This is a genomic window from Psychrobacter sp. FME6 (assembly GCF_014861365.1).
Taxonomy (GTDB): domain Bacteria; phylum Pseudomonadota; class Gammaproteobacteria; order Pseudomonadales; family Moraxellaceae; genus Psychrobacter.
Map to the genome: position 1 here is coordinate 1 of NZ_RRYW01000042.1, position 26,949 is coordinate 26,949.

General features: G+C 38.2%; 19 protein-coding genes. 17 read left to right on the forward strand and 2 right to left on the reverse strand.

Features of this window, described 5'->3' with window-relative positions:
* The first annotated feature begins 166 nt into the window (after positions 1 to 166).
* From EI162_RS07815 to EI162_RS07835, 5 genes are all read left to right on the forward strand, one after another.
* Positions 167 to 535 carry a hypothetical protein gene (locus EI162_RS07815; protein WP_318779303.1) on the forward strand — a complete coding sequence of 123 codons (369 nt, stop codon included), beginning with the start codon at positions 167 to 169 and terminating at the stop codon, positions 533 to 535.
* Between the two features lie 49 nt (positions 536 to 584).
* Complete coding sequence (locus EI162_RS07820; protein WP_192523818.1) at positions 585 to 1,049, forward strand: DUF4870 domain-containing protein; 465 nt, start codon at positions 585 to 587, stop codon at positions 1,047 to 1,049.
* A gap of 90 nt (positions 1,050 to 1,139) precedes the next feature.
* A complete protein-coding gene (locus tag EI162_RS07825) occupies positions 1,140 to 1,508 on the forward strand; it encodes a hypothetical protein (RefSeq protein WP_192523819.1) in 369 nt (122 codons plus the stop codon).
* Between the two features lie 37 nt (positions 1,509 to 1,545).
* The gene (locus EI162_RS07830) at positions 1,546 to 1,827 is read left to right on the forward strand and encodes a DUF503 domain-containing protein (RefSeq protein WP_192523820.1); all 282 of its coding nucleotides are present in this window, start codon (positions 1,546 to 1,548) and stop codon (positions 1,825 to 1,827) included.
* 329 nt (positions 1,828 to 2,156) lie between these two features.
* Positions 2,157 to 3,014, forward strand: a complete 858-nt coding sequence (locus EI162_RS07835) for a M48 family metallopeptidase (protein ID WP_192523821.1) — start codon at positions 2,157 to 2,159, stop codon at positions 3,012 to 3,014.
* Between the two features lie 158 nt (positions 3,015 to 3,172).
* On the opposite strand, the gene EI162_RS07840 is transcribed toward EI162_RS07835, so the two are convergent.
* Together EI162_RS07840 and uvrA are read right to left on the reverse strand one after the other, a co-directional pair.
* Positions 3,173 to 3,331 carry a PAAR domain-containing protein gene (locus tag EI162_RS07840; protein ID WP_192523822.1) on the reverse strand — a complete coding sequence of 53 codons (159 nt, stop codon included), beginning with the start codon at positions 3,329 to 3,331 and terminating at the stop codon, positions 3,173 to 3,175.
* A gap of 319 nt (positions 3,332 to 3,650) precedes the next feature.
* The gene (gene uvrA / locus EI162_RS07845) at positions 3,651 to 6,557 is read right to left on the reverse strand and encodes an excinuclease ABC subunit UvrA (protein ID WP_192523823.1); all 2,907 of its coding nucleotides are present in this window, start codon (positions 6,555 to 6,557) and stop codon (positions 3,651 to 3,653) included.
* A gap of 911 nt (positions 6,558 to 7,468) precedes the next feature.
* On the opposite strand from uvrA, the gene EI162_RS07850 reads away from it, so the two are divergent.
* The 12 genes from EI162_RS07850 to EI162_RS07905 form a co-directional block, all read left to right on the forward strand.
* Positions 7,469 to 8,833 (forward strand): MFS transporter, encoded by a 1,365-nt coding sequence (locus EI162_RS07850; RefSeq protein WP_192523824.1) that lies wholly within the window; start codon positions 7,469 to 7,471, stop codon positions 8,831 to 8,833.
* A gap of 108 nt (positions 8,834 to 8,941) precedes the next feature.
* Entirely contained in the window at positions 8,942 to 9,562 is a 621-nt protein-coding gene (ssb, locus tag EI162_RS07855) for a single-stranded DNA-binding protein (protein WP_192523825.1), read from the forward strand.
* 149 nt (positions 9,563 to 9,711) lie between these two features.
* A complete protein-coding gene (locus tag EI162_RS07860; RefSeq protein ID WP_192523826.1) occupies positions 9,712 to 11,055 on the forward strand; it encodes a site-specific integrase in 1,344 nt (447 codons plus the stop codon).
* Positions 11,056 to 11,060: 5 nt separating this feature from the next.
* Positions 11,061 to 12,620 carry a site-specific integrase gene (locus tag EI162_RS07865; RefSeq protein ID WP_192523827.1) on the forward strand — a complete coding sequence of 520 codons (1,560 nt, stop codon included), beginning with the start codon at positions 11,061 to 11,063 and terminating at the stop codon, positions 12,618 to 12,620.
* Position 12,621: 1 nt separating this feature from the next.
* Positions 12,622 to 14,787 carry a hypothetical protein gene (locus tag EI162_RS07870; RefSeq protein WP_225735263.1) on the forward strand — a complete coding sequence of 722 codons (2,166 nt, stop codon included), beginning with the start codon at positions 12,622 to 12,624 and terminating at the stop codon, positions 14,785 to 14,787.
* On the forward strand, positions 14,784 to 15,206 hold the full coding sequence (locus EI162_RS07875) for a hypothetical protein (protein WP_192523828.1): 423 nt from the start codon (positions 14,784 to 14,786) through the stop codon (positions 15,204 to 15,206). The genes EI162_RS07870 and EI162_RS07875 overlap by 4 nt, the downstream gene beginning before the upstream one ends.
* Positions 15,207 to 15,732: 526 nt before the next feature.
* The gene (locus EI162_RS07880) at positions 15,733 to 19,044 is read left to right on the forward strand and encodes a helicase-related protein (protein WP_192523829.1); all 3,312 of its coding nucleotides are present in this window, start codon (positions 15,733 to 15,735) and stop codon (positions 19,042 to 19,044) included.
* Positions 19,041 to 19,958, forward strand: a complete 918-nt coding sequence (locus EI162_RS07885; RefSeq protein ID WP_225735262.1) for a DUF4391 domain-containing protein — start codon at positions 19,041 to 19,043, stop codon at positions 19,956 to 19,958. The genes EI162_RS07880 and EI162_RS07885 overlap by 4 nt, the downstream gene beginning before the upstream one ends.
* Positions 19,959 to 20,193: 235 nt before the next feature.
* Positions 20,194 to 21,057 (forward strand): hypothetical protein, encoded by an 864-nt coding sequence (locus EI162_RS07890; RefSeq protein ID WP_192523830.1) that lies wholly within the window; start codon positions 20,194 to 20,196, stop codon positions 21,055 to 21,057.
* Positions 21,058 to 21,066: 9 nt separating this feature from the next.
* The gene (locus EI162_RS07895; protein WP_192523831.1) at positions 21,067 to 22,929 is read left to right on the forward strand and encodes a site-specific DNA-methyltransferase; all 1,863 of its coding nucleotides are present in this window, start codon (positions 21,067 to 21,069) and stop codon (positions 22,927 to 22,929) included.
* A gap of 10 nt (positions 22,930 to 22,939) precedes the next feature.
* The gene (locus tag EI162_RS07900) at positions 22,940 to 26,137 is read left to right on the forward strand and encodes a type III restriction-modification system endonuclease (RefSeq protein ID WP_192523832.1); all 3,198 of its coding nucleotides are present in this window, start codon (positions 22,940 to 22,942) and stop codon (positions 26,135 to 26,137) included.
* Between the two features lie 463 nt (positions 26,138 to 26,600).
* Positions 26,601 to 26,949 (forward strand): helix-turn-helix domain-containing protein (locus tag EI162_RS07905; protein ID WP_192523833.1); only part of this gene is annotated, 349 nt, incomplete at its 3' end.

Genomic DNA, 26,949 nt, shown 5'->3' on the forward strand with positions numbered 1-26,949 from the left:
ACGATCTAAGTATAGCTTATTCTGAAATATCTATGCTAATTGATGACACGCCCTAAGTTAATAATAAAATTTTAAGTATAAACAGACAAATATCTTGAAATTAAGTTGGGTTTTGAGCAATAAATCTGTATAGTTCAAGTAACATTATAGATACATAGAAGGTAACGTGAAAAACTTAAATAAATTGGCATTAGTCCTATTATTAACCCCACTATTTGCGGCCTGCTCTAGTGGCCCTTCTGATAGCACTGTCGAGGGACTAATCGAAGCGCAGTATGAGCAAATGGATAGCGCAATGGATGATGTGGTGGCGGGTGCCGGCAACGATGAAATGGTACAGGCTATGAGTGGCATGATGGAAGGCATGATGCCAAAGCTTGAAAGCGTTGATAATATCAACTGTGATACCACTGATGGCGAAAATATCTATATGTGTACCGCTGAAGTGACGCAAAGTATAAACGGTAATAGCCGAATGAATAAAGGTAGCTTTCGTGTTTATAAAGTCAATGATGAGTGGGTGCTGGGTAATTAGAATCACAACTCGATATTTAAGCTAATCTTATAAAGGAATATATTTAGACATGCCTAATAGCACGCAACAACCTCACGTGAATATCAACAAAGATACTGGCAATAACACTGCTAACGCTCAAGAAAACCTTAACAGCACGGCTATACAAGCAACGAACACTCAACAGGACTCTACAAATATCGCCCTGTTAAATTGGCTAGGGTGTCTGTTTTTTGGTTTTATCCCGCCGCTCGTTATCATGCTGACAAAAAAGGACGATCCTTACGTTCAGTCGCAAGCTAAAGAAGCGTTGAATTGGTGTATTACCTTTTTCATCACTTATATTGTGCTGTGGATTGCAGTGATGATAGTGGGCTTTATCCTCGCTTTTATTTGGTCACCCTTGGCATTGTTACCGATGATGTTCTTATTCTTGTATCCCTTTGTACACCCTGTATTTTGTATCATGGGTGCGGTCAAAAGCTCTGCTGGTAAAGACTTTAGAGTCCCCTTTAATATTCGACTGATTAAATAATGTAAGGGGTAATGACAGATATTGCTTATAAAAAGATGCTAATGTGAATTGGTATCTTTTTTACTTGTTTAAGGCGCTAAGGATATTTATATGAATATTTATTTTTTCTCCAAAAAGGCAGGTAAGACGGCTATCCTATTTCTGGGACTGCTTGTATTGCTGCTTTTATCTTATCCAGCCTTGGCAAAAACTTATCAAATTCAAGATTTTTCTAACGACTATCATGCGGTTATTAAAACAACAAATAATGACGATAGTGACTCAAGTAGCGTCATAAATATTATTGACGCAAAAACCAAGCAAACCCTAATCAGCCAGCCAGCTATCCTTGATATAAAATATGAACTTGAGAACAATCAAGCGCGTCAGCTGGGCGAAAAGATCAGCGCCAATATCGTTAGTATCCCTTATGGCGAGCACAGCGTGCTGGTCTACGATGACTTTAACTTCTTATATTGACCTGACTGTATTAAAAAACCTCATTAAGGAAGATAAAATGCATATCGGCATCCTAACTCTGACTTTTTCTCTACCTGGTTGTAGCTCATTAAAAGAAAAACGCCAACGTATGGGCGGCTTACATGCACGCTTTGGCAATACGCCAAGCGTCGCGGTATGTGAGAGCGGCGAGCGTGATCGGCATGATGCGAGCGAGTGGACGTTTGTGATCGTCGGGCTATCTAAACGCGAGGTTGAGTCGCAGTGTAATCAAATCGAGGCGAAGATAGAACGTACGGTAGACGCGCGGATAATGAATGTAGAAAGGGAGTTCATATAGGTGGGCTTTATTGCAGGATGCTCCTTTCGCAGCGACTCTAATTAAAAAAATAAAGTTGTATGCTTCAAATGTGAGTTAAGTAAAGATTATGATTCTAGAAAAACGAACTATAGTTTATTTAAATGATAGACTTTTATTTTTCGCTATGATAATCTCTTTCGGCGATTCAGAAACATTACTTACATTTCAGTTACATCCTCAATTATATATATTGCTATCAATCAGGGTCGTACAAGATATAAATTTAGATAGTAACGTTCTAAACTTATAACTTCATAACCTCTAATTTAGCCATTTAACTTGACTGTATTTCTCAACTAGGACGTTTAATGAAAACTGTTAATAAAATAAAAAATGCTTTATTGCTGACTACCATTACTACTTTGGCGGGTTGTACTACTGTAGCCGATTTTGCAGGCTATGATACTGCTACATTAAATACCGATGCAGCTAAAAGTTACTCTCAAGTGGTTTCTACCGCGAATAGTCAAGGCGCAGTAGATAATGCGTCTGCCACCGCCATTCGAGTTAAAAGAGTCTTTAATCGTATGAAGCCCTACGCCGTTAGCGCTAATACAACAGGCGTCCCTTTTGATTGGCAGGTCACTGTTATACGTTCACCTGAATTAAATGCTTGGGCAATGCCTGGTGGTAAAATGGCTTTTTATACCGGTATTGTAGAAAAGTTAAAGTTAACAGATGCAGAAATCGCTGCAATTATGGGACACGAAATGACCCATGCGTTATCTGAGCACAGTAAAAAAGATGCTGGACAAAAAGTTCTGACTGGCTTAGCGCTGCAGTTAGGTGGTGCGCAACTACAGGCAAAAACAGGGTTAAATGATGAGGCGTTGGGTTTGATTAGTGACTACGGACTTGATAAGCCATTTTCTCGTAGTCAAGAATCACAAGCCGATGCTGGTGGTTTACGTCTGATGGCGCAGGCAGGCTACAATCCAGAGTCTGCAGTTTCAGTGTGGGAAAAAATGGAGGCTGCAAACGGTCGTAGCAACGCCATAGTCACTTTGATGTCTACGCATCCAAACTCTGGGCAGCGTATCGCTAAAATTCAGGCACTCTTACCTGAAGTTATGCCAGTTTATCAAACGGCTGCTAAAGCGCCTACTAACGCAACCACTAATGCAAATACTAACGCCACTACTACTAGAACCATTAAACGTAAATAATTCAGTAAATGCTATTAAATCAGTAAATACTAACAAAAAAGGTAAGTCAAACGACTTACCTTTTTTTTGCGAAGAAATATTTAAAGGCGGTTGGTTTAATTTTATCTTACGTCAACCATTATTAATATAAGGTAGATTATTGTTAAAGAAAGATAGTCTTATTGATTGAGAATAGTAGTGAGCTTTTTGCACTTCTTACAAATGACCTTATCGCCTTTACGCGAGACTTGAACACCATTATGCGTGGTATATGGTGAACCAGTGATTACTTTGCCACCAAGAGTGGTGGTTGCGCCCACTGTGATATAAGCTGCCATAATACTGTCCTAAAATTATTATTCTAAAACCTTGTTTGCAAACAAGGTTTATTATTAAGAAATTAAACTTAGTTAAGCATAAAAGTCAACAAATATCAGTTGAATTTTTGGTCACGTATCGGAAGTGATCATTTAAATGAATAGAGTTCGTCTCGTACAACAAGTATTAAAAAATATTTCTCCCTTAAAGGATGAAGTGCATCTTACGTCTACAGTAAATAATGACAAAAGCGGGATTGGCTACAACAACCAAACTCAACCCAACAAAAAAGGCCACTCCTTAAAGAGTAGCCTTTTATCAATTATTCACTAATTTGTATTAACTCACTTCTTTCATCGCTTGCTTAAGCATCGGTTTCAAGAACTCACCCGTATATGAGCCTTTGACTTCCGCGACTTCCTCAGGTGTGCCTTCAGCGATAATCATGCCACCACCTTTACCGCCTTCAGGACCTAAATCAATCACCCAGTCGGCAGTTTTTATAACGTCAAGATTATGCTCAATGACTACGATGGTATTACCTTTATCGCGTAGCGCATGCAGGATATTAAGCAGCTTATTGATATCATGGAAATGCAAACCAGTGGTCGGCTCATCTAAGATATACAGCGTCTGTCCAGTATCACGTTTGGCAAGCTCACGCGCCAGTTTCACCCGCTGCGCTTCACCACCTGATAACGTTGGTGCAGACTGACCCAAGCGGATATAGCCAAGACCAACATCCATCAATGCTTGCAAACGACGATAAATCGCTGGGATAGCTGAGAAGAACTCTGTGGCATCTTCTACGGTCATATCGAGTACGTCAGCAATGCTCTTGCCTTTATAGTGAATCTCTAAAGTCTCGCGGTTATAGCGCTTGCCTTCACAAGTATCACACGGCACATACATGTCGGGCAAAAAGTGCATCTCAACTTTGATCAGGCCATCACCTTGGCACATCTCACAGCGACCGCCTTTAACGTTAAAGCTAAAGCGACCAGGTTTATAACCACGGGCACGTGCTTCTTGCGTCTGTGCAAACATTTCACGCACTGGTGTAAACACGCCCGTATAAGTCGCTGGGTTTGAGCGCGGTGTACGACCAATCGGGCTTTGATCGATATCGACCATTTTATCCAAATGCTCCAGACCGCTGATGCTGTCATGTTTATCGGCAATAAGCGTTGAGGCGTTATTCAATTGCGTAGCAGCGATAGGCATCAAGGTACGGTTAATCAAAGTTGATTTACCAGAGCCAGAAACACCAGTGATACAAGTCATGATACCGACCGGTAAGCTCAAATCCACATCTTTTAGGTTGTTACCTGACGCGCCTTTTAGCTCAATCGACATTGGTACTTGTTTGGGCTTAGCTTTACCTTTGACTTCCATATCGATGGTTTTGGCTTTATGGCGAATGGTTGGAATCTCGATTTTTTTCTTACCAGACATATATTGTCCGGTGAGCGACCCTTTAGTTGCCATAATCTCATCGACCGTGCCTTGGGCGATGACGTGGCCACCATGCACACCCGCGCCGACACCGATATCGATGACGTGATCCGCTTGGCGAATGGCGTCTTCATCGTGTTCCACAACCAGCACGGTATTGCCCAAATCACGTAAGCGCGTGAGAGTTTTTAGCAAGCGATCATTGTCGCGCTGATGCAGGCCAATCGATGGTTCATCAAGCACATACATCACGCCCATGAGACCAGCGCCAATTTGGCTGGCAAGACGAATACGCTGCGCTTCACCGCCTGACAAGGTTTCAGCAGAGCGAGCAAGATTAAGGTAGTCAAGACCAACACTGACCAAGAAATTTAGACGCTCATTAATCTCTTTGAAGATTTTTTCAGCCACTTCACCTTTATGACCACCGATTTTAAGAGTTTGATAATAATCAGCCGCATCACCGATAGACAGCTTAACGATTTCAGCGATGGTTTGGTTGTCAACACGGACATTGCGCGAGATTTCATTCAGACGCGCGCCATCACAGACGTTACAAGTGGTATCCGCCAGATATTTCGCCAGCTCGTCACGGACAAGGTTGCTTTGAGTCTTGGCATAACGGCGTTCTAAGTACGGTAGCACCCCTTCAAATGGCACGGTTTTATTGGTTTTACGGCCGCGCTCATCAGTAAAGTTAAAGCTCAGTTTTTCTTTACCAGAACCATGCATGATGATATCTTGCTGCGTTTTTGGCAGCTCTTGCCACGGTGCATCCATATCGATTTTAAAATGATTACAAACAGTAGAGAGCAAACCGAAGTAATACGCATGACGCTTATCCCAGCCATTAATCGCTCCTTGATTGAGCGATTTTTCATGATGAGTAATCAGCTTTTCAGCAGAAAAATACTGACGTTTACCGAGACCATCACAACTTGGGCAAGCACCATATGGATTGTTAAAACTAAACATACGTGGCTCAAGCTCAGAGACCGCGCGATCACAGACGGGGCATGAGTGCTTCGCTGACATCACTTGATTGGCATCGCCGCCTTCTTTTGGATTGCCGTCCATGAAGTGTAGCGTGACCAGACCCTGACCTAAACGTAGGGCAGTTTCTAAACTTTCTGCAACGCGATTGCCCAAGTCATCACGGACTTTAAAGCGATCGACTACTACTTCGATGGTATGCTTTTTCTTTTTATCGAGTGTCGGTAGCTCGTCGGTATCATAAACATCACCATCGACGCGCACACGCACAAACCCTTGGCCAATCAATTGCTCAAGCAATACCGTGTGCTCGCCTTTACGCTCACGAATGACCGGCGCTAAAATCATAAGCTTGGTGTCATCTGGCAACGCCATAACTTGATCGACCATTTCGGTGACCGACTGCGCTACCATTGGCTCGCCGTGCTCTGGGCAATAGGGCGTACCGATACGCGCATAGAGCAGACGCAGATAGTCATAAATCTCGGTAATCGTACCGACGGTTGAACGCGGGTTATGGTTGGTCGATTTTTGCTCGATAGCAATCGCTGGCGATAAACCCTCGATACTATCGACGTCAGGCTTCTCCATCTGTGAGAGGAATTGGCGTGCGTATGCCGACAAGCTCTCGACATAACGACGTTGCCCTTCTGCGTAAAGCGTATCAAATGCCAATGAGGATTTACCAGAGCCTGATAAACCCGTAATCACCACAAATTTATCTCGTGGAATATCTAAGTCGATGTTTTTTAGATTGTGTGTACGTGCGCCGCGTATTGCAATATGGTCGTGTGCCATCGGTGATAGGTTTCCTATTTGATAAAGTGTATATAGTCAAATTCTATATAAAGCGGATACGGTGTCAGCCTCGATTAATCTACTAGTAGTACTTTTACTCGTCTTCTTTGTATCCAAGTTATTTTGAATAGACTATAAAACCAAATGTTTGAAATTTAAAAGGTTGATAAATATTGACTAAAGCTTTGTTTTAGACTGAGGTTTGGCTACAAAAGATAGCTGATCATTAAAATAGCTGTTTTTTAAATTAATATTGCTTTATAAAAAATGTGCCGTTTTCATAAAGTATTTTCACACAGCAATATTAATAACGGTTTATATGAAATATTAGGTTTAATACTTGAAATTGGTAAAGATAATCTAATCTAAGGGGTTCACTAATATGAGTGGCTGGTTATAGCTTGAGCTAATTTCTGTCATCTTATAAACACCATTCTATAAAATAACTTTATCTTAAGATTTTTAAGTCAATAACCTGTGCAACGCTTTACTTTATTGTCATGATAGCGGCATTATTCAAGGTACAATGCTGCAGAAGATGCACTTGGTAACAAAATTATTGGCTAAAGCCGGTAGCGTGAGCTGGTGTCAGATATGACGCTGAAGCAGTAAGATAAAAGTTTCGGCAAGCAAACGGCGAATGTCTTATACTAGGGGGCTTAATTGTAGGCTGAAGCTTCGATAGCGCCGTAATGATCCAAACAGAGCAGTAATGATATAGTCAGCTGAAATAAAAATGTTATATAAGTTTAAATACGCTACTGGGATGAATTTTACTTGCGTGCTGTGCCTACGCCGACAGAGGCTGCGCAAAATTCATCCCAGTAGCGCTATAACACTTTTGAAGCGTATCGACTATAAATAAATATTGCAACAGTGATAAACAGTAATGATGAACCAGTGAGGCAAGTATGAATAGCGTAGAAAAACGGGCAATCCTCGGGGTAGGTGGTATTTTTGCCTTGCGGATGATTGGTTTGTTTATGATTGTGCCAGTGTTTTCTGTGTATGGTGCTAATTATGCGCATGCGACGCCGTTTCTGATTGGTTTGGCGGTCGGTATTTATGGGCTAGGGCAGGCTATCTTTCAGATACCAATGAGCCTAGCAGCCGATAAATTTCCGCGTAAACCGATTATATTCTTAGGGCTTATCTTATTTGCCGTTGGCGGTATCATCGCTGCCAATGCGACGGATATTTATGAGGTCATCATTGGTCGGGCGCTGGCAGGCAGTGGCGCAGTCTCTGCGGTATTAATGGCCTTACTAGCCGATGTCACGCGCGAAGAGATGCGCACCAAAGCGATGGCGACGATGGGCTTAACCATTGCCACCTCGATCATGCTTGCTTTTGCCTTTGGACCTTTATTGGTTGGTTCACTGGGTATCTCTGGGCTGTTTTGGCTGACCTCAGGTTTTGCCGTTTTGGCCATGTTATTATTACTGGTCGTACCCACACCGCTACGAGTACTCAAGCATAATCTAGATAATAAGTCGATTGGCCAGCAATTGGCTAGCGTGCTAAAAATTGGTGACTTAAACCGTTTGCACATCGGTATCTTTGCCCTACATTTGACCATGACCGCGATATTTGTCATTTTGCCGCATCAGCTCAATGAAGTGATGGGATTGTCAGTACGCCAGCAAGGTTTGGTGTATTTACCACTGTTGTTTATTGGCTTTGCCGTGGCGATACCCTTTATTATCATCGCTGAAAAGAAACGTAAAATGCGCCAAGTTTTCTTAGGAGCGATTGCCTTGATGACCGCTGCCTTAGCATTGTTGGCGTTAGGTAGTCAGGTCGGCGTCGGCATTATATTAGGCTTACTGCTGTACTTTATGGGCTTTAACTTACTTGAGGCAACGATTCCATCATGGATATCTAAACGCGCGCCAGTCGCCAATAAAGCCACCGCCATGGGACTGAATTCATCGAGCCAATTCTTTGGCGCATTTGTCGGCGGGGCAATGGGTGGTTTATTATTAACGCAGCCAAACCTGCTGGCGTGGGGCATATTGGCTGTCATCATGGGTATCGCCCTGCTGCTTATTATTCCGATTGCCGATCCACCGTATTTATCAAGTACTACTGTGACGATTCCTAAAAACATCAATATACAGGACTGGTCACGGCAGATGCTGGCAGTAGAAGGCGTCGATGAATTGGTGGTCATGGCAAAAGAACAAGTGGCTTATTTAAAATTAGATAAAACGCAGTTGACTGATGTGTCGCGACAAGAGCTGTCGCATCTGGCACAAAGCCCTCTAGATATTTAGAAAAAAAATAGTTAAAGTAAAACCATATTACTGCTAGAATCAATGTGTCATATTAAATACTCGATTAAAGCTCGTAATTAAATTATTCATAAGTAAAAGGACGGTATTATGCGCGGTGTTAATAAAGTTATCATCATCGGTAACCTCGGTGCAGACCCTGAGGCACGTCAATTTAGTAACGGTGGCAGCGTAACCAATATTTCGGTTGCGACATCAGAACAGTGGACAGACAAGCAGAGCGGCGAAAAAAGAGAAGCAACTGAATGGCATCGTATTTCATTGTTTAATCGTTTAGGTGAAATCGCTGCACAGTATCTGCGTAAAGGCAGCAAAGTCTATATCGAAGGTAGCCTGCGCACCCGTAAATATCAAGATCCCAATGGACAAGATCGTTATATTACCGAGATTCGTGCTGAGCAAATGCAAATGCTAGATGGCGCATCTGGTGGTAGTAATGATGGTGGTGGTTTTGGGAATAATAACCAAGGTGGTCAAAACCAAGGCTATGGCAATCAGGGTGGTCAAAATAACTCTGGTCAGCAAGCAAACAATCAGCAGGGTGGCTATAATCAAGCTGGTGGTATGGCGCAACAAGGTGGGCAAAACGGTTTTAACAACCAAGGTGCACCAGCGCAGCAGAATCAATTTAATAAGCCAGCTCAAGCACCAGCACAGTCAAAGCCAACAGCGATGCCTGATGGTCCTGTAGATGATGATATTCCGTTTTAACTTATACAATAACAAGATGTTGTATTTATAACTATGTAGCTCATTGATAATAATATCATTGAGCTATTTTTATATCAAAAATATATTGTATTTGGATTTGATAACTTTGTATAATATTATTTATTGTATTTACTTAGAGTAGTAGCCTGATGTTAGTCTTAAAGAGAAAAGAGTTTATTGAGACAAGTGGTGAAAGGTTTTCTCTTCTTGTTGATGAGAATGGTATTCCCGACTTTTGGATAACGTTGTTCATGACTACTGTTGTACGATCTTATACACACTCAACTCAAAGAGCCTATATTAATCACTTGTACCATTTCAGTCTTTGGGAAGCGAAAATAAAAGTTCGTTTGTCTGATAGGATAATTACAGCATCAAAAAATAAAAATAGTAATAATATTCAGTTTTTCTCACATTCTGAAGTTCAATCAATTGCTGAGCATTGTAAGCTTCAAACAAAGACTGCTCGAAAGCTAAATGATTCGAATAATAAGGTAATTCAATTCAAGAAGCCTACATCTAAAGCACCATTAGCAACTGTATCCGTTGCCCAACAAAATCAAAGAATTAAAGTGGTTGCTGAATATTTCGAGTTCTTAGCAAATAATCTTCTCAGGAGCAAAAAAAGTTTCTCAAGCTATGTTGCAATCATTAAAGAAACTAAAGAGTGGCTTTTAAGTAAAAAGCCTAAAGGTGGTAGTCGTAGAACAACGTTTGATCCTGATGCTAAAGGCCCACCTCCAGAAGTGTTTTTTGAGGTTATGGAATTGGTAAGGCCACTCAACCACAAGAATCCTTTTACCGAGTTAGTCAAAAATCGGAACTACCTCTTATTCAGATTGCTGTATGAAACTGGTCTGAGAAGTGGAGAGATCCTTCAGCTAAAAATAACTGATATTAAGTTCTCTCAAGACCTAATCGAAATTCGTCGTAGACATGATGACCTTGAGGATACTTATAGGTCAATTGAGCCTAATGCTAAAACTCTTGAGCGCGATATCCCTATAACATCTGAACTATCTGAAGAGATTAGATCATACGTTATTCAAGAACGTCCGCTTATTAGTAATGCAAATAAGCATAGTTTCTTATTCGTATCTCATAAAGGGACAAGTTCTGGAAATCCTATTTCTCTTATACAGTTTTCAAAAATTGTTGAAAAAGTTGCAGAGGATGAAAATTTAGCTGACTTCATCAAAAAGTATGGATTTAAAGGTGCAAAGAGAATAACTAGGCATGGTTTTAGGCATGATTTTAACAATCGGCTATCGATTAGTATTGATAAGAACAATGAGAAGGCAAGAGAAGAAGGGCGGTTACATGATGTCATCTCAGAAAAGAAAGAACTTGAAAATAGAATGTATCTTATGGGTCATAAAAATGAAAGTTCTTCGAGTATTTACAACTTGAGGCATACTAAAAAACAGGCTGAATCACTATTATTGCAAGAAATGCAAAAGATGGATTTTCTTATTAACCCTAAGGATGATTAACTGAGATGAACACCGCTGAAGTATTAAATAATTATGTAGAAGATCTTGAGAGGTCAGACTCCTTTATTATTAGATCTAAATCAGGCTATGAATCAAATTTTCAAGATGTTGTTTGGAAACTGGATAATTCGTACAGTATTAATTGGGGTAATGTAGGAAATGTTTCAGGTAGTGTTCTACAAGGATTTAAGCTTACTACTGCACGGATGGCTGAAGAGGTCTCCGCAAAGCATACTCAAAATTGTTGGCATTATTTCAAGCAATATTTGTTAGATCCCAACATCTACACAGGTGGCAAAATTAGCTCAGAGCTAATTTTGAAGTATAAATCAACTTTAGACTCTGAAAATGAGTATAAGTTGGGAACGATTCGCTCATTACTGAGAAATTGGGTTGAGTGGAAACATCCAGGGGTTAATAGTGATATATCAGATACACTTGATCGGCTAGTCTTAAAGGGAAATGTAAAAGGTAAAGCTGTTTTACATCAATGTCCTCATACGGGCGCTTATACGCTCACTGAACAGCAATCATTATTAATATGGGCGGGTAACGCTTTTCAAGAGAAAATCTTGTCTTTAGAGGAGTTTACATGGCTCTATTTTATATATGCAACAGCTAGAAGACCAAGCCAAATCAGAGCGTTAAGAATATGTGACGTTACTCATAAAGTGGTCAATAATAGAAATATATATTCTATTAATATCCCAAGAGCGAAACAAAGAGGTGGTAAATTCCGTTCTGAATGCAGGTCTTTAACTATTACTGAAGACTTATATTTGATTGTAGTAAATCAAGTTAATGAGGTTAAATCCTTTGTTTCTTCTAAATTGCCTAGACTTGACGATAACGATATTGAACAGTTACCTATTTTTTTGAATCGCGATTCATTGCGAGAAATGAAAGTAAGCGACTATAAAGACGTTATTGTAAATACTCCTGATTACTTACATCTATCTGCAATTGACGTTCATTATATGGATAGACGAATATCCCGTAAATGTGATGCTATTTCTGAGCGTACAGGCGACTACATTCACTTTACACCTATAAGATGTAGGCGAACTAGAGCGACCAATCTTGTTAGGAATGGTATTACAGGTGTACAGCTAGCCTACTTGCTTGATCATTCAGATACTCAGCAACTGAGTGTATATACTCAGCATACAGGTGAGTTAGCACTGAGAATTTTTGACAAGATGAATGATGCAATGGAGTTGTTATCTGCAAAATTTGAAGGGCGTCTTATTTATTCCGAAGCTCAAGCATTAAGAGGTAATGATCCTAATAGCCGTGTCTTCCAATCTTCAAACAATCAGGTAGGTAACTGTGGAGGCTCTCCTGCCTGTAACAGTGGCTTGAAAGCCTGTCTTTTATGCAGTCAGTTTCAACCATTATTAGACGCTCCTTGGGAAGATGTGTTACTGGATCTAATGGAAGAAATTGAACATAAGCAAGCTATGGGAGCTAGCGATTTGATTTTACAATCGTTTAATCTTCAACTAGCCCATGTCAAAGCTATTATGAATGCATGCGATAAAATCAAGCTAGAGGAGGTGCTTTGATATGACACAGGTTATACCTTTTACGCCAAAGCATGAAGTTGAGTGCAAAAAAAACCTTCTTGATTTTATTGAGAGAGCCAAGAGTAACTTGAGTATTTATGAGGATCAAGGTGGCTTCAATAGCGACAACTGGAAGGTTATATATAAAAATGGTAGTAGCTCATCTATGCATTTTACTGGACTAAAATCTCAATGTAATAAGACTGGGGAGTTAATGCTACAACCTTTTAGAGATTTTGCGAAAGCATACATGAGAGACTTGCAAACATGGAAAGAAAGAAATCCTGCAAATTATATGGTTGTGCTGAAAACTGTTTATGAAATGCTAGTCGAAACTAATGAAAGCGCTGATATTCTTGATTTCAATGGTATAACACTACGAAAAACTACTGAGAGCTTAGAAAATCGTCTATCTTCAGGTACATTATATCGTGCTGGTCAAGTGCTTGAAAGTTTATTGAGTGATATTCAAGAGTATAAAATAAACTTAACGATACCAATATGGAAAAACCCTTGGAAACGACCAAATGAAAAGGCTACAGGAACTTCTCACGAAGATAGAGCTTGGCAAGAAAATAGATTATTAACTAGTCACCAGATTAGTTGTTTAGCTGATGCTTTTCGGTTAGCTAGAACGCCTTATGAGCAATTTTATTCATCTCAAGCTGTATTATTGATGGCTGCTCCAAGCAGAGGTGGAGAGCTACATTTTCTGACTACAGATTGTTTATTTGAAACAACAGCATTTAAGGAGGTGGTTGATGCTTCGGGTAAAGTCGTCAAAGAAGAGCATACTATTTTAAATATTCGTTGGGTCGCTGCTAAAGGTGGTGGATTTATACCGAAGCCTGTACACCCTCTAATTGAGCCAACGGTGAGAGAGGCGGTGCAAAGGCTAATTGACATTGGAGAGCCTGCTAGAAGAGCTGCACAGTGGTCAATCAAGCATCCTAATGAGTTCTATCGACATGATGGCTGCATTACCGCAGGAGATCATCGCGAAGATGCTCCACTGACTATTCTAGAGTTTGCAGCGGCTATGGGGCTTTCACAGGACAATATACCGAATGATTCTGCTGAATCTATAGAAAGAAGTGCTTTCTTGAATTACTACAAGCAAAAGTGGATTCAAAATCTTTTTGAAACAAAGGACTGTATTACCTATCGAGATTTAGCTGCTTATACTGTGGGAAATTATAAAAAGTCTTTTCCTAAGTTTCCTAATCTTTCAGAAATTAATAAGCCTGTATCAGACATGTTATGCCTTGTTAGAGACAACGAGCTTCATAGCGAGTTTCAATCTAAAGGCTATAGTTTTACTGCTCCTACTATAAATCAACTAAATGTTGCTTTAGGCAGTATTCATAAAAGAAAAAATGGCACAATAGTTCAGTCTTTGTTTACATCTGTGGGATTAAAGGAACAAAACGGAGACAACTTAGTAATTACTTCGCATCAAATTCGAGTGTGGTTGTCTACAATGGCTGAACGTGGCGAGATGGAGTCATTAGACTTAGCAATGTTTGCAGGACGTAGCCGTATTCAAGACAACAGAGCTTATGATTTACGTCCTATGGAGGAATTGGCAAAGGAGTCAAGAAAACTAATTAGTCTTGGCCTAGAGGCTCACGACGGGACTAAAGCTCTACAAGCTGTAAAGGTTAATGTACCTATTACTTTTGAAATGCTAGGTCATAAAGATCGATATGGTGTAGTTCAAGCTTCTGGGTTTGGATACTGCGAGCATGATTGGACTATGTCACCATGTTCAAAAGCAGGTGAATGTGTAACGTGTAAAGAGCACTCTTGCATTAAAGGTATGCCGAATACAAAAGAGCGATTATTAGAATTAGAGCAGGTTGTCAAACATGAGCTTAATAGAGCAGTAGAAGCTGATAATAACGACTATTCAGGTGCTAGTAGCTGGGTCATTTATCAAAGTAAAAAACTTGCAATAATTAAGACTCTGTTAACATATTTAGATAATGATGACTATCCTGAAGGGCTTATTATCCGTGTTCCAGAAGCTCTAGATGTGAGCTTAACGCGAATAGCACTAAACGAGCTTGGATATTCTACAGAGGTCACAGATAACTCAACCTTGAGTGAAAAGATTACTCTCACAACAGAGTCTAACTTTCTAGCGATTTTAGAGGGTGGGTTATGAAGCCAAAACTTATAAGCGAAAAGGAATTGGATTTAGTTGAAGACATATTGAAGAAATGGTCAGGCAAGCTGACATGGGATAAGTTCGCTGTCCGAGTTGCTTCTGCTTTAGGGAAAGATTCTGTCTCTAAGTTTACTCTAATGGGCTACCCTGAGGTCAAACAGGCATTTAATAGACGTAAGCAAACGCTTAAAGAGGTAAAGTCACAGGTCATTGAAACAATGGGTGATGTGACTATTGATATACTTATCAACGAAAATGCTGAGCTAAGAAACCAAATTCATCATTTAGAAGAAGAGTTTAAAGCAAAAGAAAGGCTATGGGTAGAGCAGTACCGAAGGTGGCAATATAATCTTTCCATGATGCCAAATGTAGATTTGTCTATACTTAATCAACCTCTTCCAGCGAAACAGAATTAAATTGCTATAGTCAAAAAACTTTAGATTGAGAACAACACAAGCGATAGTAGATATTCAAGCAAGTAAGCGTAAAAGAGAAGTTTTCTAAACCAAATTACTAATTAGGGAAGACTGGGACGTGACATCAATTAAGCCAAACAACAGAAGAAATGACTGGCTAACTTATCAGAGCGAGTAGCAATCATACGGTACTACTTAAGCTTGGCAAAGAAGCTCTCAATCAGCTGCCGTGCTCTATAGAGCGCTTTGCCGAAATATCTGTGCTGTAGCCTGAAGTCGTTGACACTTGGATGGTATGACTGCTTTGTATTGCTTCAATTCGTTCAATGATGCGGTTATCAGCACCGTAAGCTTTAGCGGTCCAACTTAAATAAATAGCCTCTAATATATCCGGGGCGGTTCAAACTATATACGGATAGATTCTGATGGTCAGTTAGAGTAATTAATAACAGCTTGGTTCACCTAGTTGAGCTAGACACGCTACTAGATAAGAAACTAAATTTAAAGAAAAAGGTATCTAATCAATATGCTAATAGATAACGTAGTAGAAAAAGTATCCGATACTCTTATTAGCTCGATTCAAGATAATGACAAGCTTGCAGTAATGACAGGCCTCTTCTCTATATACGCATACGAACATTTAAAAGAATCACTTGATAAAGTTGATTCAGCTCGACTGCTTTTTTCTCAAGCCAAAGGGTTTGATTATTTAAGCTCATCAGATACTGAGTCTCCATTTGGTGCGTTGAATGGTACAGCGCTAGAAAATAAGTTTCGTAATCAGCTAAAACAAAAGGTAATAGCTCAAGATTTTGCACATTGGTTAAAAGAAAAAGCATCAATTCGACTGGTGCAACAGATTGGTGCAGTTCATCAGCATGTTATACATGTAGATTCAATATCTGAATCGGTTGCTATCAACGGGGCTCAATTTAACGGTCAAGGTTTGGGTCTAACTGAATCTAAGGGTTTTGATATGATAACCCTTGCTAGTGCTGATCAAGCCAAAGAGTTGCTTGCTTTCTTTAATCGAGTTTGGAGTAGCAAAGCGCAAGTCAAAGAAGCTAAAGAGCTTTATCAAGCAGAATTAGCAAAGCTAACCTCGGATCAAACACCGCAATTTATCTATTTCATTACTTTATACAGTATCTTTAAAGGCTTTATTGGTGAGTTGCAAGAAGATAAAATTTTAAAAGTCAAAACAGGTTTTAAAGATACTATCGTTTGGAATAAGCTCTATAAGTTTCAAAAGGATGGCGTATTAGGTGCAATCAACAAGCTGGAACATTTTAACGGATGTATTATTGCTGATAGTGTAGGCTTGGGTAAAACATTCGAGGCGCTTGCTGTAATTAAGTACTATGAGCTTCGTAATGATAAGGTCTTAGTTCTCTGTCCAAAAAAATTGCGTGATAATTGGTTGATCTATACACAGAACGATAAGCGTAACTTACTTGCAAGCGACCGTTTTAATTATGATGTGCTAAACCATACGGACATGAGTCGTACCACTGGGTTCTCAGGAGATATAAATCTTGAAACTATTAATTGGGGTAACTATGACCTCGTTGTAATCGATGAGTCGCATAATTTTAGGAATAATAATCCTAAAAAAGATGGGCGTAATCGCTATCAAAGGTTACTTGAGGATATCATTCAAGCTGGTGTAAAAACGAAAGTACTGATGCTTTCTGCTACACCAGTAAATAACCGCTTGAATGATATGAAAAACCAAGTGGCTTTTATTACAGAAGCAAATGACCATGCTTTGCTAGATCATGGCATTAGCAGTATTGAAGGAACTTTAAAGCAAGCTCAAACAAGGTTTTCAAAGTGGGCAGAACAAGATCCTGATGAGCGTACTTCAAAAGATTTGCTTGATTCAATGAACTTTGATTATTTTAAGTTGCTTGATATTTATACTATTGCTCGTTCTCGCAAACATATTGAAAAGTATTATGGAACCTCAGACATGGGGAAATTCCCTACACGTCTGCTACCAATCAACCTTAAGGCTTCAATAGACCTAAAGGATCAGTTCCCACCTTTAGAAGAAGTAAATAAAAATATCCGTAGGCTATCTTTAGCGTTCTACTCACCAATAAAGTACGTCAGAGTAGATAAAAAAGCTGAATACGCTCGAAGGTATGACCAAGAGGTTAAGGGCGGAAAAAGTGTATTTAAGCAGATTGATCGTGAAGAAAGCTTAATTCATCTTATCCGTATTAATTTATTAAAGCGCATGGAGAGCTCAATTCACTCGTTCACATTAACGCTAGAAAAGTTACTGACGCAAGTGAATGTGTTGCTAGAAAAAATAGAGAATTTTGACTCCAACCTGATGAATGAGCAGACAGAAGAGTTTATGGCTCCATCAATTGAAGAAATTGACGACCTCGAATTTGAGTCTCCAGAGTTAGCCCCATACCTAATTGGAAATAAAACAAAGGTTCGAATTCAGGATGTAGATTTAATTAGATTTACTCAAGATTTAGAAGCGGATAGTGTTTTTCTTCAAGAAATCTTACGTGTATCCAAAAGTATAGATGCAGCACGAGATGCGAAGCTAGCGATGCTAAAAAGTAATTATTCTGATAAATGTAAAAACCCGATAAACGAGAATAATAAAAAAGTAATCATTTTTACAGCATTTGCTGATACAGCGGAACACCTATATAAAAATATTTCTCCATGGGCCAAGCAAGAGCTAGGTCTCCATTCAGCAATCATTACAGGGCAACGTACAGAGACGACTTTACGTGGAACTGATGGTAAGAAGTTCAAAACAGACTTGAACAGCCTTCTTACTCACTTCTCACCTAAATCGAAAGAACGTGACAAAGTATTCCCTGAGTTTGAAGAAGAGATTGATATTTTAATCGCTACTGATTGTATTTCAGAAGGTCAGAACCTTCAAGACTGTGATTATCTTATCAACTATGATATCCATTGGAATCCAGTTCGTATCATTCAGCGCTTTGGACGTATTGATCGTTTGGGTTCAACCAATGATGTCATTCAGCTGGTTAACTTTTGGCCAAACATGGAATTAGATGAGTATATTAATCTTGAAGCTAGAGTTAGTGGTCGAATGGTCTTGCTTGATATTTCAGCAACAGGTGAAGAAAATATAATTGAGCAAGACCCCAAAATCAATAAAGGGATGAATGACCTTGAGTATCGCAGAAAGCAGCTTGAGCAGCTTCAGAATGCCGTCGTAGACCTTGAGGAAATATCTGGTGGTGTATCGATCACGGATCTCACTCTCAATGACTTTAGAATGGATTTGACAGGATTTATTAGTAATAATGAGCAAGATAATACTAGCTTGCTAGAGCAAACTCCAATTGGTTTATTCGCTCCTGTGATTATATCTAAAGAAGCATTTAAATCAGAATCAAGCCAGTTTGCAGGATTACAGGATGAGGTTGAATCAGGTGTTATTTTCTGTCTAAAAGATATCAAAGGTAAAGTGCAAGTTGAAGACAGCTACTCGCTAGCACCTTACTATCTTGTTTATGTCTCTGATGAAGAAGAGGTCTTACTTTCCTTTACCCAGTCCAAGAACATTCTTGATCTATGTAAAAAGCTAGGGTCAGAGCTAACCGAGGTTAGCCAGTCTAGCCCAGCTTATCAAGAGTTTGCTAGCAGAACTAAAAACGGTAAACAGATGAAACATTATCAAAATCTTTTAGCGAAAGCAGTGGAAAATATTGCTGGTAAAAGTGAAGAGATTGGTGCCATAAGCCTATTTAATAGAGGTGGAACTGTCTTATCAGCATCTAGCACTCAAAACGTGAATGACTTTGAAGTGATAAGCTATATGGTTGTCCTATGATGGAATATATAGATTTTCGAGCTGCTCCTGCAGAAAAAAATCATTCTAAAGTTCGTGTTGATTTAATAGACAAGGTATGTGACCACTTAAAGCTTCCTGAGTCTACATTCCTCGGTACGCGCATCACTAAAAAAATGCTTATAGATAACAATGAGCTTAGTAGTCATGATAAAAAATTAGTCACGGATGTTATTCAATCTATAGAATGGCGCAATACCCTGAAGCCAGACACAGTTAATATTTCTATGTATGTGACTGATACAGTTGAATACCTAGAAGTAGCGGTAATACGTGTTGTGCTAAAAGCTGGTAAGAAGCACAAAGACAGACTCACAAATATAACCAAGCTATTGCATACCTTAATTCCTTATCCAGTAGTTTTGTTGGTTGAGCTGCAGGATGATTTAGCAATTAGCTTGGCTGACAAGCGGATTAACCAAGCTGATAAAACCAAGCTGGTCATTGAGCATATTTATAACAGCGATTGGTTGCATCCAGAAAAACTGAGTGCTAACGAAAACGATTTTCTTAATGACTTCTCTTTGGTGAACGTCTCAAGTCTTAATTATTTTGAGCTCTATCAAGATATTATCTCAATGCTAATAGGGTTAAAGGCCAGTAGGATTTCTGGGATATACAAATCAAAGAACTCTTCAATATCTCAAAGTGATCGTAAGCCTGAAGCGCAACTAAATATTGAACAAAATACAAAGTTAGCTAGCTCGGATTTTTCTGAGAAGAGTAACGAAGATAAAACAGCTTTACTTCAGAAATTAGAAGGGTTGGAGGCAGAACTAGCTAGTATCAGAAGTAAGTTAAAAAAAGAAACGCAAATGAATATCAAGTTACATCTTAATGTAGAGGCAAAAAAGATAAAGCAAGAAATTTCTACTATAAGAAGTGAGTTGAATTAATATGCGTTCACTTTAATGTAAGCTTAGTTGTCGCTATGGGCTATGCTGAAGAGAAGGTATAAGTAAGATTGGTAAACTAGCAACTTGACAAAAATATTATCACAATCAAGAAATGGTTAATAATTTGAGAGAAAAGTAGGCGGCTCGAAATATAAAGTAAAATGATTGCTATTCTCTTCAAGCTGAAGTGAGACTAATAGCTCACATCAATAGGAAATAACTTAGGAAATATCGAATGCGATTTGTTAAGAGTTTATTGCCAGTAGTATGTCCTAATCAAACAGTTAAATATCCGCCTGTAGGAGAGTCTCCTAACGATTGGTTAAGGAGTAACTCTCTTGGATTAGATGTTATTACTATTCATGGTTTTGTAGTGGATAAGTTTAATTCAATTCCTGCTCTATTCCTAAAGGCTGAATTTATATATAGCGATGGGATGAAAATAGATGACATAGTTAATAGATATACTCAAAATAAAAGATGGCATTTGTTGAAAACAGTTTCAGAAGATTTGAGGTCTCCTGTAAATCTACTATTGATACCCTACGGTTATCCTAATACAAGCATCCAAGGCTTTAATGGAAATGATAAATGCTTATATTTATTTGAAGATATAACTAATAGTGTATTTAGAGATTATGAAAAGATAAGCCTATTGGGCTTTAGTTTATTACTGAAGGATATGAGAGGGTTTTCTTTTAAAAAATCTAAACCATTAAAATCTGCTTCAACATATCTTGAATGCAGCTTAGTTAATGAAACAGAAGGTGAGAAAAATCCTTGGCCAGGTGATGTTGACGGTATACTTTTTCTGCATGATAAACCTAAAGCTATTTTAGAGTATAAAACTCACAACCTAAACAGTCCTATTAGTAATGAATATATAGGGAAATATAGTCAAGAAGATTGGAGAAGATTCAAAGTTTTGGATGTATTAAAAGGCAAGCTAAACGTTCCAATATTTTTTATAGTATGGGGTCCAAACCATCAAGATATTAAAATTCAAGTTATATGTGAAGTTGGGAAAGTAGATAAAGAATTCTATACAAATAAAATCTCGCTTCAGAATCAACTATTTCAGCTACTGAATATATATTAAGGACTTATTATGGAAAATTCTATCAAAATAATTGGTAAAGAGGATTCTTTGTCAAAAAGTTTAAATGTCGAGAATCAGAATATTGATAAGTTAATCAATATCTTTCCTGAGGTCATACGTGATGGTCAGGTAGATATAAATATTCTAAAGTCTATTATAGGTTTAAAAGATGAGATGTCTGAAAGAAGGTTTGATTTTACATGGTATGGAAAAGAAAATGCTAAGAGTCTTGCTCAAGCTTTAACGACGGGAACGTTAAGACCACTAGAATGTCAAAGCATTAATTGGAATAGTGCTGAAAATATACATATTGATGGTGATAACTTAGAAGTACTTAAGATATTACAAAAATCTTATCACAATAAAATAAAAATGATTTACATAGATCCACCATACAACACTGGTAAAGATTTCGTTTATAAAGATAACTTTAGAGATAATATTAAAAATTATTTAGAATTTACTGGTCAACTAGATTCTAAAGGAAAGAGGCAAAACACTAATTCCGACCTATCTGGTAGGTATCACTCAAACTGGTTAAGTATGATGTATCCAAGATTAAGAGTAGCCAAAAATCTTTTAAGAAATGATGGAGTGATATTTATTTCTATAGGTGATGCTGAAGTTGGTAATTTGAGACTAGTCTGTGATGAAATATTTGGTGAAGAAAACTTGCAAGGTCATGTACATTGGCGAAGAAGACATAATCAACCTAATGATAAAACTAAAATGCTAGGACTAGTTGGAGAACATATTTTAGTATACTCAAAAGATAAGAGTTATTTAAAGGATTATGGTGTGGGAAAGATGCCCTTAACAGGCTCTTTTAGCAATCCAGACAACGATCCTTTAGGTGACTGGGCATCTAAACCATGGAAAGTAGGAAGTGATCAGGGTGGTTCAAGATATTCTATTACTCTTCCAAATGGAGTAGTATTAAGCGAAGAGTGGATGGGTGATAAAAAAACTTATATGAACCATTTAGAAGAAGGAAGAATGTACTTTCCCAAAAATGGAGCAGGAGCACCAAGAAAAAAATATTATAAATTTGAAAGAGAAGAAGAGGGGCAATGTGCAACTAATTGGTTTAGTCATGAGCTGTTTGGACATAATCAACAGGGGAATGAAGAACTAACCGAAATGATGGACGGTATCAAAAATACTTTTAGCAACCCTAAGCCAACTAAGCTAATTGAAAATTTAATGAGTATAGCAGGCTGTAAAGATGGTGATATCGTTCTAGACTTTTTTGCTGGGTCAGGGACTACATTCCAAGCTGCTGTGCAGTTTAATCCAAAAATTAGATGTATTACAGTTCAATTACCTGAACCGCTAATTAGAGAGAATAAAAATCATAAAGAGGCTATTGATTTTTGCTCTAAAAATGATAAGCCCTTTTATCTTTCTGAGTTGACAAAAGAAAGAATTCGCAGGGCTAATAATCTTTACAATGGATTAGGTATAAAGTTCTTCCGATTAGATGAAACAAATATTTGTTTATGGGACGCTGATGCAGAAAATTTAGAGGAGATTCTGAGACAGTCAATTGAATCTATTAAGCCTAATCGTAGTAATGAAGATGTACTTTATGAGATTCTGCTCAAATATGGTATTGAGCTTACAGTCCCAGTAGAAACAGAGGTCATTAATGGTAAGCAAGTCTTTGTTGTTGGTGCTGGCGCATTGATTGTGTGTTTAGACGATGGCATCACAAGTGAAGTAGTTGAAGGTATTGCCAAGCTAAAAGTTGAGCTGGATTCAGAGACAACGCAGATAGTATTTAAAGATGCTGGATTTGCTGATAGTAATGTAAAAACCAACGCTATTCAGATATTAAAGCAAGCTGGTATTAATGATGTTAAAAGTATTTAAAGGATAAGTCATGTCTGAAATGAAAATAAAGTTTGATCCTGACCTTTCTCATCAAAAAGATGCAATTAGCGCGGTTGTGGGTGTGTTTGAAGGCCAAGAAACCTTTCAATCAAACTTCTCTGTTGCAAGTAGTGCTCTCAGTAATGAACAGTTAGGTTTATTTGCGAAGAATAATGATATTGGTGTCGCTAATGCACTTAGTCTTCTACCAGAAGAGCTTTATGAGAATACTCGCAATGTTCAGCTATTGAATGGGTTGGCTCAAACAGAAACAACCAAACAAGCGCTTCCTAGCCTCGATTTTACTATTGATATGGAGACAGGCACAGGTAAGACTTACGTTTATTTGCGTAGTGTATTTGAGCTATATGAGCGTTATGGCTTGAGTAAGTTTATTATTGTTGTTCCTTCGGTGGCTATTAAGGAAGGTGTATATAAGTCTCTTCAAATTACAGAGGAGCATTTTAGAAAAGAATATAAAAATATTCAGTATGATTATTTTGTCTATGATTCATCAAAGCGAGATCAGGTAAGGAATTTCGCTACTAATGATTATATTCAAATTATGGTCATTAATATTGACGCTTTCAGTAAATCATTTGTCGACCCTGAAAAAGAATCAACTGCTAACCTGATCCACCGTACAGATGATCGACTTAATGGCATGAAACCAATTGAGTTTATCCAAGCGACAAACCCGATAGTAATTATTGACGAGCCTCAATCAGTAGCTTCTACAGTCAACCGTAAAAAAGCGATTGCCAGCTTAAATCCGTTATGTACATTTCGCTACTCAGCTACGTTAACTGAAAACTTGAATATGCTTTATAAGCTTGACTCAATTGATGCATATGAACGCAAGCTTGTAAAACAAATTGAAGTTTTTGATCTTAATATTCAAAACAATCATAATCAAGCCTATATTAAGCTTCTTAGTGTTGATAACAAGAAGTCGGCAATCACTGCAAAAATTGAAATTGATGCTCAGACCAAAACAGGTAAATTGCAGCCTCGTAAATCTATTACAGTAAAAGCCGGCACCGACTTATTCGAGGTTTCTGGTGGACGGGATCTTTATGAAGGTTATGTGATCAACGATATTTATTGCGAGGAAGGCAGCGAGTATATTGATTTTACTAGTCGCGATGACATCATAGAAATCAATCAGGCTATTGGTGAAGTTGATCAAGACACCTACAAACGACTACAAGTATCAGAAACAGTAAAAGAACATCTAGAAAAAGAACTGAGATTCTATCAAAAAATTACCACTGGAGTTGATCAAATGGATCACTCTAAAATTCTTAGCCAAAAAGGAATTAAAGTTCTTAGTCTATTCTTTATTGATAAAGTAGCGAATTACCGTGGGTACACTAAAGACGGTGAACCTGTACAAGGTAAGTTTGCCAGTTGGTTTGAAGAAGAGTTTATAAAACAGCTTAGAAAGCCAAAGTATCGTATTTTATATCCTTCAGTATGGGATAAGGATAATACTGGAAAGCCTATTATCAATGAACAAGCTCTCAAAGAGTTGGCAAGCGCTGTTCATAATGGTTATTTTGCGCAAGACAAAAAGAAAGATGCTCTAGGAAATCCGTTGTTTACAGAGTCTAAGCTTTCAGCAAAAGGTGAAGGTGGTAAAACGGTTGCTGATGAATCAGCTTATAATCTCATTATGAAAGATAAAGAAAAGTTACTCTCAATGGATGAGAAGCTACGCTTTATCTTTAGTCACTCTGCTCTAAAAGAAGGATGGGATAATCCAAATGTATTTCAGATATGTACTTTAAATGAGACTAAGTCTGTGATGAAAAAACGTCAGGAGATTGGTCGTGGTTTGCGTCTAGCTATAGATCAGTCGGGTGAACGGGTGCCTTACGGTTTTGAAGTAAACACGTTAACAATTATGGCAAATGAGTCTTACGAGCAATTTGTAGCAACGCTCCAAAAAGAAATTGAAGAAGAAGAGGGTATTAAATTTGGCGTAATAGAAAAGCATCAGTTCGCCAATATTTTGATATCCAATGAATATAATAGTAAAGAATTTCTTGGCGCAAAAAAATCAGAAGAGATCTATCTGCATCTTGAAAATCAGGGCTACATCAATAATAAAGGTAAAATACAAGATTCTCTGAAAATCGATTTAGCTGATAATACAGTCATTCTACCAGAAAGTGCAACAGAGTATGCCGAAGCTATTCTTGCTACCTTAACTAAAGTTGCAAGAGGTTTAAGTATCAAGAAGCATGAGGAGAAAAAGACTGCTAAGCTTAAGGAGAAAGAAGGTAAGCAGGTCGTATTAGGTGATGATTTTAAAGCCCTTTGGGATCGCATCAAGTACAAAACCACCTATAGAGTGAATTTTAGCGTTAGTGAGCTTGTAGAGAAGTGTATTAAAGAGATCAGAGCTTCCGTTGTTGTTTCTAGTGTTAAATATGAGTCGAAAAAACGAAGAGTTGAAATTGCTGAATCCGGACTTCTCGTCTCTGATTTAGATTTAGAGGGTAATAAAGTTCAAGACAAACAAGGTGTGCTAGAGGTAAGTTTTAAGCTTCCTGATATTGTAACCTACTTAGAGTCTCAAACGAATCTAACACGTTCAACGATAATTCATATACTACTTGGTCTAGGTGATAAGCTCGAAGCATTTAAGAAGAATCCTCAGCTATTTATTCAACAGTGTGCGGAAGTCATTCGTAAACAAATGCGTTTAGCGATTGTTGATGGTATCACGTATCAGCGCATTGGTGATGATAATTATTATGCTCAAGAACTGTTTCAAGAAGAAGAGCTAACAGGTTATCTAAAAAATATGGTTGAAGCACACAAGTCAGTTTATGATTACATCGTTTGTGATTCTAATACTGAGTTTGAGTTTGCTGAGAAGCTTGAGCAATCAGCAGAAGTTAAACTTTATACTAAACTACCTGCTTGGTTTAAGATTGATACGCCATTAGGTAGTTATAACCCTGACTGGGCTGTACTGATTGATAAAGATGATGAGATGGGTGAGCAGCTATACTTTGTGGTTGAAACCAAATCAAGCATTTTTTCTGATGATTTGAGAGCAGCTGAGAAGGCCAAGATTGATTGTGGTATTGAACATTTCAAGGCTTTGAGCAAAGATAGCAATGGTATAGATTTAGAAAACCCAGCTAAATTCGTAAAGGCTGATAACTACAATACTTTCTCCACACACTTCAGCTAATTAAATGAAAATCGAAGATCATGATTAACATGGTCTTCGGTTTTTTAATCGTCAGACCACCTAACTAAAATATCTCAAGTTCAACTGTACGGATTTGATGGCAGAGGTTGAACAACCATAGAGTATTTATTGGCTATCTAAAAGTTGTATTTACAGGGATAATTCTAGCTAAAACGCATTATTTGAAACTTTTTTATATTTAATTGTATTTACTTGACATAAGTATATTTTTTTAATTGACTTTTAAATTATTATACCTAATATTGTATACTTAACCTTTTTGACGTGTACCTTAGACTTTAATTTAAAGATGATTAAGCTAGATAGAGCCTATGTAAATAGGCTCTTTTTTTATACATCTTAGATTAACACATGAAGTGCAATACCAAATGTGAGGTGAAAAAAAGACCTAGATGCGCTAGCATCAAAGTTTTTATCCACCGACCAAAGTGAGATTGCAACCATGAACTATACACATCTAAGCCTAGGTGAACGATACCAGATTTATGCCCTTAAAGGGGCAAAACATAGTATTAAATTTATAGCGAGGGCGTTAAACAGAAGTCCCAGCACCATATCAAGAGAGCTAAGGCGTAATAAAGGCCTGCGCGGTTACCGAGCAAAGAATGCTAATAACAAGGCTTGTGACAGACGATCAAACAACGCCGTCACTATTATTGCTGATGTATGGGATTGGGTCACAGACAAGCTAAAAGACAGCTGGAGTCCTGAACAAATAGCCGGCGTTCATGGTGGTATTAGTCACATGAGCATCTATCGCTATATCTGGAGGGACAAGAGACAAGGCGGCA